Source organism: Roseibium sp. SCP14 (assembly GCF_040329475.1).
Lineage (GTDB): Bacteria > Pseudomonadota > Alphaproteobacteria > Rhizobiales > Stappiaceae > Roseibium.
The window spans coordinates 1,344,236-1,362,177 of record NZ_JBDZYH010000001.1; the positions used below are offsets into that span (position 1 = coordinate 1,344,236).

Annotated in this window: 18 protein-coding genes; 8 read left to right on the forward strand and 10 right to left on the reverse strand. The window is 57.4% G+C overall.

Annotated elements, in window-relative coordinates; all coding sequences use genetic code 11:
• Nucleotides 1-1,299 carry a DUF3422 family protein gene (locus tag ABLQ08_RS06190; RefSeq protein ID WP_352940242.1) on the reverse strand — a complete coding sequence of 433 codons (1,299 nt, stop codon included), beginning with the start codon at nucleotides 1,297-1,299 and terminating at the stop codon, nucleotides 1-3.
• 194 nt (nucleotides 1,300-1,493) lie between these two features.
• Between ABLQ08_RS06190 and ABLQ08_RS06195 the strand changes: the two genes are divergently transcribed.
• Together ABLQ08_RS06195 and ABLQ08_RS06200 are read left to right on the forward strand one after the other, a co-directional pair.
• Nucleotides 1,494-2,270: a FadR/GntR family transcriptional regulator gene (locus ABLQ08_RS06195; protein WP_352940243.1), complete on the forward strand. Its 777-nt coding sequence runs from the start codon at nucleotides 1,494-1,496 to the stop codon at nucleotides 2,268-2,270.
• Between the two features lie 20 nt (nucleotides 2,271-2,290).
• Nucleotides 2,291-3,427 (forward strand): alpha-hydroxy acid oxidase, encoded by a 1,137-nt coding sequence (locus ABLQ08_RS06200; protein WP_352940244.1) that lies wholly within the window; start codon nucleotides 2,291-2,293, stop codon nucleotides 3,425-3,427.
• 10 nt (nucleotides 3,428-3,437) lie between these two features.
• On the opposite strand, the gene ABLQ08_RS06205 is transcribed toward ABLQ08_RS06200, so the two are convergent.
• Nucleotides 3,438-4,286 (reverse strand): helix-turn-helix transcriptional regulator, encoded by an 849-nt coding sequence (locus tag ABLQ08_RS06205; RefSeq protein WP_352940245.1) that lies wholly within the window; start codon nucleotides 4,284-4,286, stop codon nucleotides 3,438-3,440.
• 127 nt (nucleotides 4,287-4,413) lie between these two features.
• On the opposite strand from ABLQ08_RS06205, the gene ABLQ08_RS06210 reads away from it, so the two are divergent.
• On the forward strand, nucleotides 4,414-5,391 hold the full coding sequence (locus tag ABLQ08_RS06210) for a threonine dehydratase (RefSeq protein ID WP_417714900.1): 978 nt from the start codon (nucleotides 4,414-4,416) through the stop codon (nucleotides 5,389-5,391).
• Nucleotides 5,392-5,434: 43 nt separating this feature from the next.
• Here the strand turns inward: ABLQ08_RS06210 and ABLQ08_RS06215 are convergent, their stop codons facing one another.
• Complete coding sequence (locus ABLQ08_RS06215; RefSeq protein WP_352940247.1) at nucleotides 5,435-6,133, reverse strand: type 1 glutamine amidotransferase; 699 nt, start codon at nucleotides 6,131-6,133, stop codon at nucleotides 5,435-5,437.
• A 170-nt stretch (nucleotides 6,134-6,303) separates the two neighbouring features.
• Between ABLQ08_RS06215 and ABLQ08_RS06220 the strand changes: the two genes are divergently transcribed.
• Nucleotides 6,304-7,221 (forward strand): DMT family transporter, encoded by a 918-nt coding sequence (locus ABLQ08_RS06220; protein WP_352940248.1) that lies wholly within the window; start codon nucleotides 6,304-6,306, stop codon nucleotides 7,219-7,221.
• Between the two features lie 44 nt (nucleotides 7,222-7,265).
• Here the strand turns inward: ABLQ08_RS06220 and ABLQ08_RS06225 are convergent, their stop codons facing one another.
• Both ABLQ08_RS06225 and ABLQ08_RS06230 read right to left on the reverse strand, forming a co-directional pair.
• On the reverse strand, nucleotides 7,266-8,156 hold the full coding sequence (locus ABLQ08_RS06225; protein WP_352940249.1) for a LysR substrate-binding domain-containing protein: 891 nt from the start codon (nucleotides 8,154-8,156) through the stop codon (nucleotides 7,266-7,268).
• 168 nt (nucleotides 8,157-8,324) lie between these two features.
• Nucleotides 8,325-9,200 (reverse strand): LysR substrate-binding domain-containing protein, encoded by an 876-nt coding sequence (locus ABLQ08_RS06230; RefSeq protein ID WP_352940250.1) that lies wholly within the window; start codon nucleotides 9,198-9,200, stop codon nucleotides 8,325-8,327.
• Between the two features lie 265 nt (nucleotides 9,201-9,465).
• On the opposite strand from ABLQ08_RS06230, the gene ABLQ08_RS06235 reads away from it, so the two are divergent.
• The gene (locus ABLQ08_RS06235) at nucleotides 9,466-9,786 is read left to right on the forward strand and encodes a DUF1127 domain-containing protein (protein ID WP_352940251.1); all 321 of its coding nucleotides are present in this window, start codon (nucleotides 9,466-9,468) and stop codon (nucleotides 9,784-9,786) included.
• Nucleotides 9,787-9,883: 97 nt separating this feature from the next.
• Here the strand turns inward: ABLQ08_RS06235 and ABLQ08_RS06240 are convergent, their stop codons facing one another.
• Nucleotides 9,884-10,273 (reverse strand): MerR family transcriptional regulator, encoded by a 390-nt coding sequence (locus ABLQ08_RS06240; protein WP_352940252.1) that lies wholly within the window; start codon nucleotides 10,271-10,273, stop codon nucleotides 9,884-9,886.
• Between the two features lie 137 nt (nucleotides 10,274-10,410).
• On the opposite strand from ABLQ08_RS06240, the gene ABLQ08_RS06245 reads away from it, so the two are divergent.
• Both ABLQ08_RS06245 and ABLQ08_RS06250 read left to right on the forward strand, forming a co-directional pair.
• On the forward strand, nucleotides 10,411-10,734 hold the full coding sequence (locus tag ABLQ08_RS06245) for a hypothetical protein (RefSeq protein ID WP_352940253.1): 324 nt from the start codon (nucleotides 10,411-10,413) through the stop codon (nucleotides 10,732-10,734).
• A gap of 2 nt (nucleotides 10,735-10,736) precedes the next feature.
• Nucleotides 10,737-10,955, forward strand: a complete 219-nt coding sequence (locus ABLQ08_RS06250) for a GDCCVxC domain-containing (seleno)protein (protein ID WP_352940254.1) — start codon at nucleotides 10,737-10,739, stop codon at nucleotides 10,953-10,955.
• Between the two features lie 38 nt (nucleotides 10,956-10,993).
• Here the strand turns inward: ABLQ08_RS06250 and ABLQ08_RS06255 are convergent, their stop codons facing one another.
• The 4 genes from ABLQ08_RS06255 to ABLQ08_RS06270 form a co-directional block, all read right to left on the reverse strand.
• Nucleotides 10,994-11,761, reverse strand: a complete 768-nt coding sequence (locus tag ABLQ08_RS06255) for a DUF937 domain-containing protein (protein WP_352940255.1) — start codon at nucleotides 11,759-11,761, stop codon at nucleotides 10,994-10,996.
• Between the two features lie 166 nt (nucleotides 11,762-11,927).
• Entirely contained in the window at nucleotides 11,928-13,301 is a 1,374-nt protein-coding gene (locus ABLQ08_RS06260) for a glutamate--cysteine ligase (RefSeq protein ID WP_352940256.1), read from the reverse strand.
• 157 nt (nucleotides 13,302-13,458) lie between these two features.
• Entirely contained in the window at nucleotides 13,459-15,210 is a 1,752-nt protein-coding gene (locus ABLQ08_RS06265) for an adenylate/guanylate cyclase domain-containing protein (protein ID WP_352940257.1), read from the reverse strand.
• 3 nt (nucleotides 15,211-15,213) lie between these two features.
• Complete coding sequence (locus tag ABLQ08_RS06270; RefSeq protein ID WP_352940258.1) at nucleotides 15,214-15,972, reverse strand: 16S rRNA (uracil(1498)-N(3))-methyltransferase; 759 nt, start codon at nucleotides 15,970-15,972, stop codon at nucleotides 15,214-15,216.
• A 221-nt stretch (nucleotides 15,973-16,193) separates the two neighbouring features.
• Here ABLQ08_RS06270 and ABLQ08_RS06275 point away from each other — a divergent pair, with 221 nt between their 5' ends.
• On the forward strand, nucleotides 16,194-17,897 hold the full coding sequence (locus tag ABLQ08_RS06275) for a SulP family inorganic anion transporter (RefSeq protein WP_352940259.1): 1,704 nt from the start codon (nucleotides 16,194-16,196) through the stop codon (nucleotides 17,895-17,897).
• Nucleotides 17,898-17,942: the final 45 nt, after the last annotated feature.

The window sequence follows — 17,942 nt, forward strand, 5'->3', positions numbered from 1 at the left end:
TCAATGTTCACCATGATTGTGGCGGATGCGCCGGACCGTCCACCAGATCAGAAGCACGACAAACGGCACGGCAATACCGGTCATGATGTTTGCGTCAGGCAGTGGCAGCCCCGTTTCCTTGGTGGCCTTTGCCAGATAGGAAATCAGTCCGACGACATAGTAGCTGACCGCGGCTACCGACAATCCTTCGACCGTCTGTTGCAACCTCAACTGCAGGCGAGCCCGCCGGTTCATGGACTGAAGCAGGCTGCGATTCTGCTGTTCCAGCTCCACGTCCACCCTGGTACGCAGCAAGGTGGTGGCGCGCGCCAGTTTGCGGGACAGCATTGCCTGCCTGTCCTCGATCGCCTGGCAGGTGCGCATGGCCGGCGACAGCCGGCGGGCCAGAAACGAGGCAATCGAAAGTTCACCGGGTGCGGCTTCTTCCCGCAGCGTTTCAAACCGGGCCTTGACGATCTGATGGTAGGCCCTGCTCGCACCAAAGCGGAACGTGCTGGCGGTCGCTCCGGCCTCCAACGCCGCAGCGAGCGCCGACAGCTTGTCCAGAAGCTCCTGATTGGCGCCAAGCGCCGAGGTATCCCTCATTTGCCCGGTCAATTCAGCCAGCTGAATCTCAAACCGTCTGATCTCCGGTTGCAACCTGGTTGCCTCGAACAGGCCGAGCATTGCGAGGGTTCGGTACGTCTCCACTTCCAGAAGCCGCTGCACCACCGCTCCGGATTGAACGTCGCTGAGGCGGTGATTGAACACGAGGAAACGCGTCAGGCCATCGCCATCCTGGCGAAAGTCGGTCGCCACCATGGCAGCCCCATCTTCCAGGCTGGAAACGGTCAGGCTGCTTGCGTCAAAGTGGCTCCGCCAGTCCTCGCCCAGCTCCGGCACCCGCAACTCCAGTCTGGCAGCCACCAGCAGGTCCCCCGGAGCGCGAAAAGCAGCGCCAAAAGGATGGGCAGCGGGAACCTTTCCGAAGATCTCCCTTGGATTGGCTGCGCCATCCCAGGTGTAGGTGGTGAACTCCGCATGCTGCTCCCAGCTCAAGGTTCCCCCGCCAAAAGAGAGCGTGTGATGCCTCGTTCCGGGCGCTGGCCCCTGCGTACCGCGTGAAATGCAGAACTCCGCAAGCCATTCCTGATCCTTTGCCGCTTCCTCCGAGTTGGTCAGAAACGCGTAATGAAGGATTGTTCGCGGACTGAGGATCGGCCGAAAGGGACGAGCATGAACCTCGCCCAAGACCCGTTCGCGCAATGGCGACGTTCGGAATGAGGGAAAAGACGATCCGTTTTCAGACCCCTGCGCCACGTTCTAAGTCCCGTCCTGATGAAATGCCCCAAGCCGACACCTTGCCCTTAAGGAAACCATTAGACAAAGGTCGAATTCACGATTGCGACGAAAGTTCGCAGGCGCGACAGTCACGCAACATTAAATTGGACAAAAAAATTGACCAATTTTGAATTTGGGACTATTTTGCCGCGCAAAGAGAGGAAACAAACAACGTGTTTCAACCCGTCGATCACCAGAAAACGGCCGATGCCGCGGTCGAGCAGATTGAAAACCTGATCCTGAAAGGCGTGCTGCAATCGGGAGACCGGTTGCCGTCGGAACGGGACCTGGCCGACCAGATGAAAGTGTCCCGGCCGGTTTTGAGGGACGCGCTCAAAACACTGGAGGAACGCGACCTGATCGAGGCGCGTCGCGGTGGCGGCACTTTTGTCTGCGACCTCATCGGTCCCATCTTTTCCGAAGCCGTGGTGCAGCTGATTGCCCGCCACCCTTCGGCGATCAGTGACTATTTCGAGTTCCGCCGTGGCATCGAGGGACAGGCTGCCTCGCAAGCGGCCGTAAGAGCGGCGCCTTCCGACATTGCCCGCCTGCTGGAGATTGTCGAACAGATGCAGGCCGCCCATGAGGTCGGTGATCTTCATACGGAAAGCCGGCTCGATGTGGCATTTCACCATGCGGTCGGGGAAGCGGCCCACAATGTGGTGATGCTGCACACGCTGCGATCCTGTTACAGGCTGCTGGAGAACGGTGTTTTTTACAATCGTGGCCGTCTTTACGACCATCCAACGGCGCGCACCGAGCTGCTGCAGCAGCACAGGGCGATTGCCGAAGCCATCCGCGAGGGCGACCCCGTCAGCGCGAAACGTTATTCCGAAGAGCACATCGATTACGTGCGCGCCACGCTGGCCGAAGCAGAGCAACTGGACCAACGCGAACAACTCGCCGGAATGCGACGCTCGAAACTCACCAAACACGCCCCTCGCTCGTGACGTCCCAGGAGGACCATTCAATGACTGTTGTGACCGATGTTGCCGACTTGCAGACCCTGGCAAAACGCCGGGTCCCGAAAATGTTCTATGATTACGCCGATACGGGGTCGTGGACACAGAGCACCTATCGGGAGAACGAAGCGGCTCTCCAACGCCAGAAGCTTCGTCAGCGGGTCGCCCGCAACATCGACAATCGTTCGCTCAAGACCACCATGGTCGGCCAGGACGTCACAATGCCTGTTGCGCTTGCTCCGGTCGGCCTGACAGGCATGCAGCACGCAGACGGCGAGATTCTGGCGGCACAGGCGGCGGAAGAGTTTGGCGTCCCGTTCACGCTTTCAACGATGAGCGTTTGCTCGATCGAGGATGTTGCCGAAAACACAAAGAACCCCTACTGGTTTCAGCTTTACGTCATGCGGGACCGTGGATTTTCGGAAAACCTGATGCAGCGTGCGCACACTGCAGGCTGCTCGGCTCTGGTGCTGACGCTCGACCTGCAAGTGCTCGGGCAGCGCCATCAGGACATCAAGAACGGCCTCAGCACGCCACCAAAACCCAAGCCGCACGTTCTGGTCGACCTTGCCTTCAAACCGCGCTGGTGCTGGAACATGCTGCAAACGAAACGCCGCGAATTCGGCAACATTCATGGCCACGTCTCCGGTGTCGAAGACATGTCTTCGCTTGCCGAATGGACCGCGAGCCAGTTCGACCCGACCCTGGACTGGTCCTCCGTCGAATGGGTCAAGAAACACTGGGACCGCAAGCTGATCCTCAAGGGGATCAACGATGTCGAGGACGCGAAGATCGCCGCGGAACTCGGAGCAGACGCGATTGTCGTGTCCAACCATGGCGGCCGGCAGCTTGACGGCGCCCTTGCTTCTTACGAAGTGCTGGGTGACATCGTCGATGCAGTCGGCGACAAGATCGAAGTTCACTTTGACGGGGGCATCCGCTCAGGTCAGGACGTCTTCAAAGCCGTCGCGATGGGAGCTCACAGCACCTATATCGGCCGTGCCTTCATCTACGGACTGGGCGCGATGGGCAAGCCCGGCGTTGCCAAGGTTCTGGACATCATGCGCAAGGAACTGGACGTGACAATGGGGCTGTGCGGCGAAACCGACATCACCAAGGTCGGTCGGCACAATCTGGTTCTTTAACTGACCGGTTTCAGCAAAGTCTATGACGGGCGATCCTTGCAGGACTGACACCAATTCTGGCCTTCATGATCACCGTCATATGACTTTGCGAAGAAAACCCCGAGCAGCAGGCAATCTCGGCAAGCGGCAGGTCCGTTTCTGCGATCAGCCGCCGCGCCTTTTTGATACGTCTGCTGAGCACGTAGTCGTAAGGTGTCTGTCCGCAAAATGCGGTGAAAGCCCGGCTGAGGAAACTTGCCGACAGACCGATTTCCTTTGCCAACCCGGCGACGGTCAGGTTGCCATCGAGGTTTTCATCGATTGCCTCTGTAACGCGACTGAAACGCGCCTGCGTCATCCATCTGGCAGCCTTTTCCCGACGTGGAGGCACCTGAAGAGCGGCTGAGCACAATCTGGATATCTCCATTTCAACGATCAACGCGTCCGGCATCGTCCCGCCAAGCATCCAACCGCGCAATTGGCGGGCTGCAGAAATCGCCCGCGGATTTTGCAGGTTGGTGACGTAGCTGTCGGTCGAAATGCTGACGGAAGGTCCGCTTACAAGAAGGTATTCACCACCCTTGGCGGAACTTGAGCGAACATCACAGCCGCAGGGCGTCAACGCCAGACTGTTCGGCAACCTGAAAAAAGCTTCGCCTCGGTCAGAGCCGATCGCATGGCTTCCGGTTTGCGCATCAAAAGCAAACCCGACGGTATCCTGAGTTGCTGTAAACCAGGCGTCATAAGCTGCGGCGGGCAGCAAGGTAACATCATGGCCGGCGACGGCGGTCGTCAGGCTCGCGGAAGCAGATTTCGAATGGCGGGCTTCAGGATTCATGACGATCAAGATGATCCAAGGCGCATCGCTGCTCAAGTTCAATTTGGTTCAGGATTTTGAAAGACAGTGCACATGTTTTCGTGGCAGCCTGACGTATCCTGATTGCACCGGATGCGGCCTGACTGGACCTCGACCCGAAGTGCACTCCACTTGATTTGAAGGACGCATGATGAAGTCGCTGTTCACGCTTGAAGAATTGGATGCCGTTTTACCGATTGTCAGGCAGATCGTTCCTGAAACCCCCAGCTATACCTGGCCGCTGCTTCAAGAACGCTTCGGATTAGAGGTCGTGGTGAAGCACGAGAACCACACACCGATTGGAGCCTTCAAGGCCCGGAGTTCAATCGTCTACATCCAAGAACACATTGAAGCGCACGGAAAACCGGAGGGCGTCGTTTCGGCAACGCGCGGCAATCACGGGCAATCCATGGCTCTGGCTGCACGCCTGCTCGGACTTCCAGCGAAAATCGTGGTGCCCGAGGGCAATGCGGAGGGCAAGAATCGGGCAATGCAGGCTTTCGGTGCCGATCTTGTCATCGATGGCCGGGACTTTGACGTGAGCAAGTTGACAGCTCAGAAAATCGCCGAAGAGAGCGGATTTCTGATGGTGCCGTCGTTTCACAAGAACATTGTCCTCGGGGTCGCCACTTATGCTCTGGAGTTTTTCCGTGCCCATCCGGACCTGGATGTGGTTTACGTTCCCGTCGGCATGGGATCGGGCGCCTGCGGACTGATCACCGTGCGAGATCTTCTCGGCCTCAAGACCGAGATCGTGCCGGTCGTGACTGAAAAGGCTCCAGCCTATCGGCTATCATTCGATGCCGGGAAGATCATCACGACGGAAACTGCCGGAACCTTCGCCGACGGCATGGCCTGCCGGGAACCCGTTCAAGAGGCCCTGGACATTCTGACAAGTGGAGCAAATCGGATTGCGACGGTTTCAGAATGTGAAGTCGCCGACGCGATACGGGTTCTCTATGCGGACACCCATAACCTGGCCGAAGGCGCCGGGGCGGCGGCACTGGCCGCCATGACGCAGGATGCAGCCAACCTCAAAGACAAGAAAGCCGGCGTCATCCTCACCGGCGGAAATCTAGACGAAAAGGCAATGCAAACTGTGCTTTCAGGAGAAACTCCGGTCCTCTGACCCAGCGCTTCCGACCCATCCAGCCGCGACACGGCTGCCGTCTTCAAAGCAGCGCGAGCCAGGCCCTGGCGAGCGCTGCCCCGATTTTATCCGCCCTTGATGCGTGACGGCTTGCTTCCGCCTCAAGACGCTGGTGCCAATCGGGAGTATGCGTTTGAATTTCATCCGCGAACAATTGCGACCAGTCGCCGACTTCGTTCCGGCCGGCTTCAAAGTGGAATTGTACGGCATAGGTCGCGCGGCCGAGACGGAAAGCCTGAACGGGTGTCATGTCGCTTTCAGCAAGATGGACCGCACCTTCCGGCAATGTGACCGTATCTGTGTGCCAATGGAACTGAGGGCCACCAGAGCCAATCGCTTTCAGGACGGCATCCGACATTCCGGCCTCAGTTGGCGTGACGTCCTTCCAGCCGAACTCGATCGGCCGATCCAGAATGTTGCTGCCGCCGAATGCCCTGGCGATGAGCTGGGACCCCAGGCAGATTCCCATGACTGGCCGGTCCGCTTCGTGAAATGCGCGGATCAGACTACAGACGGCAGGCAAATGCGGAAAGTTTTCATCGGCAACGGCACTTTGAGCCCCGCCCAGGACAATGATCCCCTTGAAAGGTTCGCAGGATTGCGGCACCTGCTCGCCCAGATGAGCTTTGACGGTGACCCATTCGTGCCCCTCCTCCCTCGCCGTCGTGGCGATGATACCGAGATCGGTGTTCGGGTAGTTTTCGACCACTAGAAAGGTCATCGTGTCTCCAGGAAATCAAAGAACAGATTCAGTCCCATGCCGGGCAAGGCGACCATAGGCATCTCTTTTCTTGATGAGAAGATCAAAAACAATCATTTGCGCTGAAGGATGGTCAACCGCACATTGAGACGAGCCTGATTGGCCGGACCTTTTCCTGATATGGACTTCTCATGAGCGTCGCCTCGCCTTCCCTCAGCCGTGAAACCAGCGGCTTCACTCCGACGGACTACGGTCTCTATGCAGTGACCGTCCTTGCCTGGGGAATCAGCTGGATTGCCATGAAGGGACAGGTTGCCAATGTAGCTCCCGAAGTTTCCGTTTTCTGGCGCTTTGTTCTGGCCGCATCGATCATGATGGTCTGGGCGAAATTCCGGGGGCACTCGCTTGCCTTCCCTATCCGTGATCACTTGCGGTTTGCCGGCCTTGGTGCGCTGCTGTTTTCGATAAATTTCACGCTGTTCTACTACGGCGCGGCCCATCTGCCATCCGGACTGCTGGCAGTGATCTTCTCAACCGCGTCCATATTCAACTTGTTCCTGAGCATGATCCTATTCGGTCAACGCCCCAACATGCTGGCACTCGCGGCCGGAATCCTCGGATTTGCAGGGATCGGATTGATGTTCTGGCCGAAACTTGCCGGGGCCGACCTGAGTTCGCAGGCGGCTTTCGGGCTCCTCATGTGCATCGGCGGAACACTGTCCTTCTGCTTCGGCAACATGCTGTCCGCAGACACGCAGCGGCGCGGGATCGGCGTCACCCCGGCAACCGCCTGGGGCATGGTTTACGGCATGGTGTTTCTGGGCCTGTTCTCTGCGCTCCGTGGCCAGAGTTTTGCCATTGAATGGTCGGTCTCTTATCTGGTCAGCCTGCTCTATCTGGCAGTCATAGCATCGGTGATCGCTTTTGTGTCCTACCTGACACTTCTGGGCCGAATAGGTTCGGCACGTGCAGGTTACGCGACTGTGCTTTTCCCAGTTGTCGCGCTGACTCTCTCGACGATCTTCGAAGGTTATCAATGGACACCGGTCGCAGCCGCGGGTCTTGCATGCGTCCTGGGCGGCAACCTGCTCATGTTGCGGGCGCGCTGAAACCAGTGTTCCTGCGCCTGCAATTCGCTTCAATTCATGCCGGCTTATTCTGCTGCAACCTGGCCGCTGCCATTACCCACATTGCCGATTGCTGCGATGAGGTGATTGCACAGGGTGTCGTGCATGGCTTCACGGGCCGTATCGGACCGTAGAAGCGCGATGTCGCAGAACGGCAGGGACGGAAAGCCGTCCTTTTCGTCCAGGATGCGCATGCCGTCGCGAATGGCACTTTCCGGGAAGACCGTGACTGCGAGACCGGCCTGTACCGCACCGACCAGCGCCGCCGCACTTGAGCTCGTATAAGACACCCGATAACGGCGCCCTGCCCTGTCCAGCGCATCCATCGACAGCCGACGCCAGCAACAGGTTGCCGGCCCCAGGGCCAGGCGGACAATGTCCTGCGTATGCGCGGAGTGCTGCGTGGAGGTAACCCAGTAAAGCGGCTCCCTGCGAATGATTTCACCGCGCAGGTCCAACGTGTCTCCGGAGGTGGTTATGGCAACGTCCAGGGCGCCTTCACGAATGGCTTCGGTCAGTTTGCGGCTGCCGGAGCATTCCACCTGTACTTCGATGGAAGGATTCAGGCGATTGAACGCGGCCAGTACCTGTGGCAGCAGACGGTCGGCGTAATCATCCGGCACACCGAGCTTCACATGTCCGACTTCCTTCTGACCGTTAAACGCAGACAAGGTTTCATCGTTCAAAAGGATCATCCGGCGGGCGAATTCGACCAGCCGCAGGCCATCCTCGGTCAATCGCGATTGACGGCCGTCCTTGATGAATATCTGCTGTCCGACGCGTTCTTCCAGCCGACGCATCTGCATCGACACCGCAGACTGCGTCTTGTGCACGGCCTCGCCGGCCTTGGTGAAACTTCCCAGCTCAGCGATCGCAAGGAAAGTTCTGAGTTGATCGATATCGAGTGCGTGATTCATGCGAGACCCTGTTCATGAGCCGCGTATCCGCTGGGCGATTTGAGATTCGAATTAATTCAAACAAAATACATCACAATCTCTTACATTTCAATGGGAAAGTTTCCTTTGAAACTTTATCGATCCGAAGGTAACCCGTTGAACAAAATCGAGAAAAGTGACGCCTACAATTTACTCGGCCGCCTGAGGCACCGACAGATTGTCGAGAGAGGACACGATGTGCTCGATCAGGGCATCGGTGACCCTGGAAGTGTTGTGCCAGGATCGCATGATGCCGATTTCGCATTCGGGAAGGCGTGGAAAGCCATCTGCCTCTGTAAGAACACGCATGCCCGATCGCAGTGCTGATTCCGGCATCACCGAGATTGCCAGCCCGGCAAGGACTGCTGCGCCGACGGCCGTTGAATTCCAGCTTGAATAGAGCAGCCTGTGCTCTCGCATCTGGTCGCTCAGCGCGTTGAGCGCAGCCTTTCGCCAGTCGCAGGTTGCCCGGCCCAGTGCAAGAGGAAGCGGCGATTCATTTTCCACGGCGTGACGGGCCGAGACAACCCAGAGAAGCGGCTCGCGCCGGACCACGTCAACGTTTTTCCGGCCCTTCTTCTGAACGTGCGTGATGATGGCCACGTCCAGCTCGCCTTCGGCTATCATCTCCGCAAGGTTCGGTGTCGGAGCACACACGACGCTCACTTCCGCCTTGGGATTCGACCTGGAAAAACGAGCCAGAATTTCCGGAAGAAACCGATCGGCGTAGTCGTCCGGCGTCCCGAGCCTGACAAGCCCGGCAAGTTCCGTGTCATCGAAGGCCGCCAGGGTCTCATCGTTCAACTGAACCAGACGGCGCGCGTAGTGCAGCAGTCGCTCGCCATGCTCCGTCAACCTTGACTGACGCCCCACACGGACGAAGAGCGGCTTGCCGATGCGTTCTTCCAATCGTCGCATCTGCATGGACACGGCAGACTGCGTCTTGTGCACGTTTTCGGCCGCCTTGGTGAAACTGCCGCTTTCGGCAATGGCAACAAAAGTTCGGAGCTGGTCCAGGTCGAGCATTCCCGCCTCACATATAAGCTTTGCTCATGGATACCATGGCATCCATTCAAACGCGAAATAATTCGTTTCGGACTGGCTCAACGTCACGAAAACGCGAGGCCGAAATCCGTTTCATCACAAGATACGATCATTCCTATCACAAACATTCGTTGGATTAATGTTTGAAGAAGGTCCATCTAGAGGATGTTCCACAACAAGGACTGCCAATACCGGCGCGGAACGAGCTGTCGAAAATTCCTTCGACCGCTAACAGGAGAATTTTGCCATGACCCACACTGCAACCACCCCTTTCTTCGCTCCCTTCGGGCAGATGGCTGCCCGTGCATGGCGTGTATTCAATAACCGCCGCCAGTACGCAGAGCTCAAATATTGGACCGACGAGCAATTGAAGGACATTGGCCTGACACGAGGCGATGTTCGACGAGCCTTGGCACAACCATTCTATGTTGACCCATCGTCTATTTTGAACGATGCGCCGGCTCTTCGTCAGACTTTGAATTACAGCGGAGCGAATGCGCCTTTGACACCCCCGAGCCTCAAGCTCGTTTCAACGGATCAGAAACAGAGCGGCCAACTGGCCGCCTGATGCCGCTGAACCTCCCTTAAGCAGCCCCTGTCGGCAAGCCTTGCTGACATTACCTGACCCGCCTCACGGCGGGTCTTTTTTTGCAGAGCTCCGAGCCTTATTGCGACCAGAGCTTTTCAAGCATCGGACAGTTCGTCGACCCCTCCTCACAATTGGAAACCAATTCCTCAAGAGCCGTTCGAAGGTTTTCCAGCTCGGCAATTTTTGAGCGTGTCTCCATCAATTGCGCTTGTCCGAAATCCTGCACTTCGCCGCAACTGACCTGCTCTCCCATCGAGATCACTAAAAGCCTGCTTGCGACATGCAGTGGGAAGCCGAGGTCCCTGCATCGTTTGACAAAGCGAAGATTTGCAATCTCGCTCGGGGAATAGACACGACGACCATTTCCACTGCGCCCCGGTTTCGGAACAATTCCTTTGCGCTCGTAGTAGCGAATGGTTTCGATGCCAACTCCGCTGCGCAGCGAAGCTTCTCCGATAGTGGCCATTGAGCACCCTCTTGATCCTGTAGCGACTACAGGAAGCATAGTGTCATACGCGCATTCGCCAAGACCTGGTCCGGCAGAATGGAGCCATTGACTTCTTGCGCCGTGTGATCAGGCGAAGAACATGAAAGGGAAGCGTCTTGAAAGGTTTGATTGGCGCCAGTTGGGCGGGCTCGATCACCGCAGTTGGTGTCGCAAGCTGCTGCATTCTTCCGGTCACCATGATGCTGCTGGGACTGGGCGGCAGCTGGCTTGCAATATTCGGAATAATAGCTGCGGCAAGTTACTATGTACTAGCAGTATCCGTGCTTCTCTTGCTCATTGCCTGGGTTTCGGCAGCGCGTCTTGGCTCTTTGGGGAAATTCAAATGGTGGCTTGGCTCGTCAACGATGTTGACCCTTGCCGCCTGGGCCATTGTTTCAAACGAAGCTCGCCTGAACGAGTTTCTGATCGGATTGATGTGAACATGACAGCGCAAAAACCAATTCTTGTCAGCGAACTGACATGCCCGAAGTGCGGGCATGTTTCGATTGAAACGATGCCGACAGATGCCTGCCAGTGGTTCCACGAATGTGCTTCCTGCAAAACGCTGTTGAAACCGCTACCTGGCGATTGCTGTGTTTTCTGCTCCTACGGCACCGTTCCCTGCCCACCGGTCCAACTCAATGAAAAGTGCTGCGGCTGACGCTGTTTGCTACCACAGCATTTCTTCACTCGATGAGGTTACTGATCCCGCAGGTCCTTGGACGCCTTTTCGAAGAAACTGTCGAATGCCTTGAACTGGCTGGATTGGAAATCCCTGCCTGCCGCCATCCAGCCCGAAACCATTTCATCAAGCTCGGACACATTGTCGGCCTCAGTGGTTGATTCGGCTGGAACGTTTTCTTCCTCAGGTTCGGGTTCCGGCTCTGGTTCTTCTTCGGTTGGCACGATGCTCGCAGGTTGCAGAAAGGCGTCCCAGAAGGATTGCATGGCATCTGTGTAGCCTTGCAGATAGTCGACCGGGGTTGGCTGCGGTTTCGGACGTCCTCGTGCGAACCCACGCATGTAGGCATCCAGAAGATTTCTGGCTTCCCCATGAACGAAAGGTCGCGCGATCTGCCCCATCGCAAGGGTCGCCGCAACCGGCATCATTTCCTGAATGGCGTCGCTCTGCAGTCCGGTCAGCGCTGAAATCTGAGAAGCCAATGCCTGTTGAACCACTTCGGGACCGAAAAACGGTGTCAGCGCAGCTTCCGTCGGGTTTTGCATCAACCCCGCATAGCCAGCAAAGGGGTTTTGCACGGCATCCGTAAAAGGTGAAGGCTGACCCAGAAACTCCGTAAAACCGGGAACGGCTCCGCCAAAGTACCGGAACCCGTTCAAGGCCGCCGGCATCAGCTGCTCCATCACCTTGCTGAGGTCTTCATTCGACCAGCCAAAGCGGTCACGGACATCTTCAGCCAGGGAAAAGACATCAAACGGGGGAGCGGTCTTGTCGCCACCAATCATCGCAATGCTCCGGTCGATCTGGCACAAGGTCCTGAGAAACAAGACCTGCCCAAGCCATGAACGTGTCAACCAGAGTGAACTGTTGCGGGCGTCAGGTCAATTCGTACGATCTCTAACCGACAGACCCCGCCCACAACAAGTTTTCAACCCTTCCAGGGAATGCGCGTTAGTAGGCGTATTCCCGGAACACCTGGGTGATGTCACCGTTCCAGGAGCCGTTGTAGCGCTGGAGAAGAATGTCTGCCGGACACATGCCGGACGCGAGCCCTTCTTCGATCGGCGCAAGGTGCACACGCTCATCAAGATCACCGTCGCTCAGCCGGTTGCGGCGCTTGAGACCTTCCTGTGCCAATGCGAGCACTTCCTTGGCTACATCGAGAACGGTTCCTGACCTGAACGTGGTCTGAAGCGCGGTTTTCGGCACGTCCCGGCGCAGTGCGGCACGTTCTTCCTCGGACCAGTCCTTGACCAGCTCCCAGGCCTGATCCAGAACGCCGCTGTCATAAAGCAGACCTACCCACAGGGCGGGCAAGGCACAAATGCGCCGCCACGGGCCGCCATCGGCACCGCGCATTTCAATATATTTCTTCAGACGGACATCCGGGAACAGCGTCGACAGATGATTGTTCCAGTCGCCAAGGCTCGGCGTTGCGTCCGGCACTCTGCCTTCCAGAGCCCCGTTCATGAACTGGCGGAAGGTTGTGTCCGTAACGTCGTAGTAGGTCGCACCACGCTTGACGAAATACATCGGCACATCGAGCGCCCAGTCGACATATCTCTCAAAACCGAACCCGTCTTCGAAGGCAAACGGCATGTCTCCTGTCCGGTCCGCATCGGTGTCGGTCCAGATCTGAGCGCGGAAGGATTTGAAGCCGTTGGGCTTGCCGTCGGTGAAGGGCGAGTTGGCGAAAATCGCTGTTGCAATCGGCTGAAGCGCAAGACCGACCCGCATTTTCCGGATCATGTCTGCCTCCGAGGCAAAATCCAGATTCACCTGAATGGTGGATGTGCGGTACATCATGTCGAGGCCGAGAGAACCGACCTTCGGCATGTAGTTGGTCATGATGTCATAGCGGGACTTGGGCATGCGCGGCATTTCCGCGCGCGTCCAGGTCGGCGCCATGCCGATGCCCAGAAAGCCGATGCCTAGCGGTTCGGCAACCTGACGAACGTGGGCCAGGTGCTGATTGGCTTCCCGGCAGGTCTGGTGAAGATTATCAAGCGGTGCACCGGAAAGCTCGAACTGGCCGCCCGGCTCGATTGAAATCGCGCCACCGCCATGATCGTCCGCCAATCCGATTATCTTGCCGGCATCTTCGATGCGCTCCCATCCGAGGAGCATTTCCATGCCGGTCAGGACCGCTTCGACCCCACCCTTTCCCTCATACGGGACAGGGGTGAACTCGTTCAGGCAAAAACCGAACTTTTCATGTTCGGTGCCAATCCGGAACTGGTCTTCCGGCTTACAGCCTGCTTCAAGCGTTGCGGCCAGATCCGCAACAGTTTCAATGGGTGTGGTATCGACCGTATCGCGGGCCATGAAACCGTCCTAAATTGCTGCGCGGCCCGTCAGTCGAAACGTCGAAACGTCCCACAAACCGCAGTGATCCGGCGCGTTTTACAAAACGCTTTTGAGTTTGCGTGATTTAGGAGTCTTGAAAGCAGAATGCAAGCAAGGAAAACGCTGAACGCACTGTTCACGCAATTCTGAAGACTGTTAACGCCTCTTCCCGCCCGCGCAGATGAACCGGACCGAGACTTGTGGCACTGAAACCCTTGGGTAATCGCGACATGGTCTCACCACTTGCAAGTGCAATCACCTTGGCCTCAGGATCTACCTGCTTGCCGTATTCCTGCAGACGAGCAGCGACGTTAACGGCGTCGCCGATCACCGTGTAGTTCATCCTGGCCGCCGAACCGATATCGCCAACCACAACCTTGCCGGTATGAACTCCGATCCTGACCCGCATATCGGCAATCGGTGAATTTTCGATCCGTCCGGCAAGCGTCCTGACCGCCTCGATTGCCATGGCGGCGTGGTCCGGCTGGTCGGACGGCGCGCCCCAGAAGGCCATGACACCGTCTCCCAGAAACTTGTCGATGGTGCCGTGGCATTCCACAATCGCCTGCGAGACGGTTTCGAAGTAGTCGTTCAGATATGAGGCCGTTTCCTCGGCTGACAAATGCGAGGCAAGATTGGTGAACCCGGCAAGATCGGCAAAGATGATCGTCATTTCGCGCAATTCGATGTTGCGAGAACGTGTCATGCCCTCTTCGATCAGGCGCGATACCAGCTGTCTGGGAACATATTTCGCAAAAGCATTAAGCGCACCTATGGAGCCGTTGAAGGCCTGATTGACATCATCAAGCTCCACCAGCCGCGACCGCGGCAACCGTTCCGCCGCTTCGAAATCAAGCTGCCGTAAGTCCGCTGCAGTGTGCGCCAGACGGGCAAGCGGCCTGCCAAGCATGCGACCGACGGTAAAGGAAAGGATGGCCCCCACTGCCAATGCAACGATTGCTGCGTAGAGAACGATCCGGGTCTGATCGAGCGCAGCACCAAACTGTTCGGCTCTATAAAGAGTGCCGACAATCCACCCCTTTGCCGGACCTGTCTCCACAGTCGTGAAAATGGCCGTATACATGCCGTCATTGCCGGGGAAAACCCGCCCGTCGATCTCACCCGCCATATCGTGTGCACGCTGCTGGTTCTGCCACAACAGGTGCAACGGGGATGCTGTCAGACCGGCCAGATCCGGCAAGGGCTTTTCAGGGCTGGCGTGGAAATCGCTTTCAGGAAGACCATCGATCACGATCGCCTGTTCCCGGCCGGAAAGAAGGAAGACCTGCTGACGTCCTTCCCATGTCATTGCTTCGGCAATCGAAACGAAGACGGATTGAGGGTAATAGCCGATCAGCGTCTGGCCATTGCCCAGATCCAGCTCGGCAGCCTTGACGGCGGTCGCGACCCCTTCTTCAAAACGAAACTCCGACCAGGAAACAGTCGGCAGTTCGTCAGCTGGCTCCTCGCTCATCACCATTCGGCCAAGCTCGAGTTCCACGCCTTCCGGAAGGAGCCTGTAGTACGGCTGCAGGTCGGCATCTGCGAATTGCTCATCCGCTTCCCTGGCATGAACGGCGATCGCCCGATAGAGCTGCTCCTGCTCGCTGAAGAACATGTTCAAGGCGGCCTCGTTGCCGTTCAGGACCGCCAAGGCCTGCTCATCCAGAAGCCGTCCCGCGATCCGGCGGTCCGCTGAAGCCATGTAGATGATGATGATGCCGCAAATAACGACGAGCAAAAGCGAAAAAACCAGTCCGAGGGCCACTCCCACCGGAACCCGAACCTTGCGCTTTTTCGAAACGTGTTCTGCCGCCGCCTTCTCACCAGTCACTTCCGGTTTTGCGCCTGCTGACCGGCTGTCTGGTGGAAGGATGTCCTGCGCCATAGTCTATTTCCAGTCGCCCACCGTTGCCTGAATAACGGTCAGTGCCGCAACAGCGGCGGTGTCGGCCCGAAGGATGCGGGGACCGAGCGGTATGATCGTAACAAAATCCAGACTGTGCAACTCGGCGCGCTCTTCTTCGGAAAAACCGCCTTCCGGCCCGATCAGAACCGCCAGAGGCTGTGGCCCGACATCCTTCATCTGCGCCAGCGTCAGCAGCGGATTGTGCGTGCCTTCCGATTCATCACAGAACAGCAAGCGGCGGCCGGATTGTGTCTCGGGCCACACCGCCAAAACATCCTTGAGAGATTGCGGCGACAGAACCTCCGGAACGGACAGCACGCCGCATTGCTCCGCAGCCTCTATGACATTGGCTTCCATGCGCTCCAGATTGACCCGGCTTGCCTGCGTGTGCTGTGTCATGACCGGCTTCAAACTGCCCACGCCCATCTCGACCGCCTTTTGAACCATGTAGTCGAGGCGGGCATGTTTGAGCGGAGCAAACATGTACATCAGATCGTTGCGTTCGGTCTGCTCGCGCGTGCGTTCCATCACAAGCAGAACGCATTCGCGGCGGCTGCTGCTGGAAATCTTGGCAAGCCATTCGCCATCGCTGCCGTTGAAAACCAGAACGTAGTCGCCGTCCTTCAGCCGCAACACATTCATCAGGTAATTGGCCTGGCTGCGATCAGCGTCGATTCGTGCCCCTTCGGCAAGGACATGCCTTAAAAACAGTCGCTGCATTTTGAACTCGTATTTTCCCATGCATCGAACGTAGGCGTTCGATTGTGAGGGTTTCAAGGCGGATCGGCGAAAGCGGCAAATGCTTCACATGTTTCGATATTCCAACTCCCTGGCCGCGCATGTTGTCTTTTGCCCCTCGATTGCTCACGATAGGCATCAACGCTTTCAGGTTGCATTCACTTTGAACGATTTACTCGGCAGAAATCTCATTCGCCGCCACCATCACCGCAACAGGGAAAAGAGTGACCGGATTGAAACTGAGCAACTGGTGCCTCGCCGGAATCCTGCCCGTCTCCAGCGGCAGGATCGTACCTGAAGTCCTGGCCGGACTGACACTTGCCGCAATCGCAATCCCGGAAGTGATGGGCTACACAAAGATTGCCGGAACACCGGTTATCACCGGGCTTTATACCTTGCTGCTGCCGATGGCGCTCTTTTCCCTGTTCGGATCGTCGCGGCATCTGGTGGTTGGGGCCGATTCAGCGACGGCGGCAATCCTCGCGACCAGCATTGCTGGAATGGCCGCCACCGGGTCGGCACATTATCTCGCCCTGGCGGGATTTCTCGCGCTAATGGTCGGCGTATTGCTGATTGCGGCAAGTGTTGCGCGGATCGGTTTCATGGCGGATTTTCTGTCCCGAACCGTGCTGACCGGGTTTCTGACAGGGGTCGGCATTCAGGTGGCGTTGCATTCGCTGTCAGGCATGACTGGGATTACACTGCCCCATGCCGACGGGCTGGAGAGCATTGCGCAACTGTTGCCGTTGCTTTCCTCCGCAAACCTCACCGCGACGATCATTGCCCTTGGGGTTCTGGTCATCATTTTCGGATTGAAATTCATTTCGAAGACGATCCCGGGAGCAATTGTCGCCCTGGCGCTGGCAACGATTGCGAGCAGATATCTGGATCTGAAATCCGGGCTCTCCGTTGTCGGAAGCGTACCTCACGGCCTACCCGATCTCTCGCTACCGAAGGTCGACTGGTCGCTCAGTCTCATCTGGCAGCTTGGTCCGACCGCGCTTGCCATGCTGATGGTCATCCTGGCGCAAAGCGCTGCAACAGCGCGTGCCTATGCAGCGAAATATGAAGAAAATCTCGATGAAAGCACCGATCTGCGTGCGCTCGGCCTGGCAAATCTCGGCGCCGGTCTGACCGGAACCTTTGTCGTCAACGGCAGCCCCACCAAGAGCCAGATGGTTGAGAGCGCCGGCGGCCGGTCGCAGCTTTCCATGCTTGTCACCTCGGCGGTTGTCCTGCTGGTTCTCCTGTTCTTTACCGGTTTGCTGGCCGACCTGCCGGAAGCTGCTCTGTCCGCACTGGTCTTCACCATCGGAGTTGACCTGATCGATCTGAAGGGCCTCAGACAGATCTACCGCACGAGGCGTCCGGAATTCTGGGTTTCCATGGCGACCATCATCGTGGTGGTTGCTGCTGGTGTCGGCCCGGGCATCGTGCTTGCGATCATGATGTCGCTCATCGTGCACACCAGGCACGGATATCGACCGGTCAATCTACTCCTGACCAGTGATGCGGCAGGTATCTGGCATGCCAGACCGCTGAAATCCCTGGCGTTTGCCGCATCCGGCGTCATGATTTACCGCTTCACCCACTCAATGTATTACGCCAATGCTGATCGGATGGCCGTGGAAATCAGGAAGTTGACGACGCAGCGAAACGAAGGTCTTCGATACTTCTGTGTCGACATATCCTGTGTTGATGACGTCGACTTCACCGCCCTTCAGACACTCAAGACCCTTCGGGAGGAACTTGCGGAAAAGAATGTCGAACTTCTGTTCGCGCATATGTTGGACGACCCGGGCGCACACAGCCGGCTGCAACTGGTGGAGGCTTTCGGAGAGAAAAAGGTTCTGGCAACTATCGAGGAAGTGCTCACTTACACACAAAGCTCTGTAGGCAAATCCGGTCAAGGCTCCGCCTCCTCTTGACGCCGAATCCCATTATGGCCAGTTTTCCCTAAGACAAAGGGAATC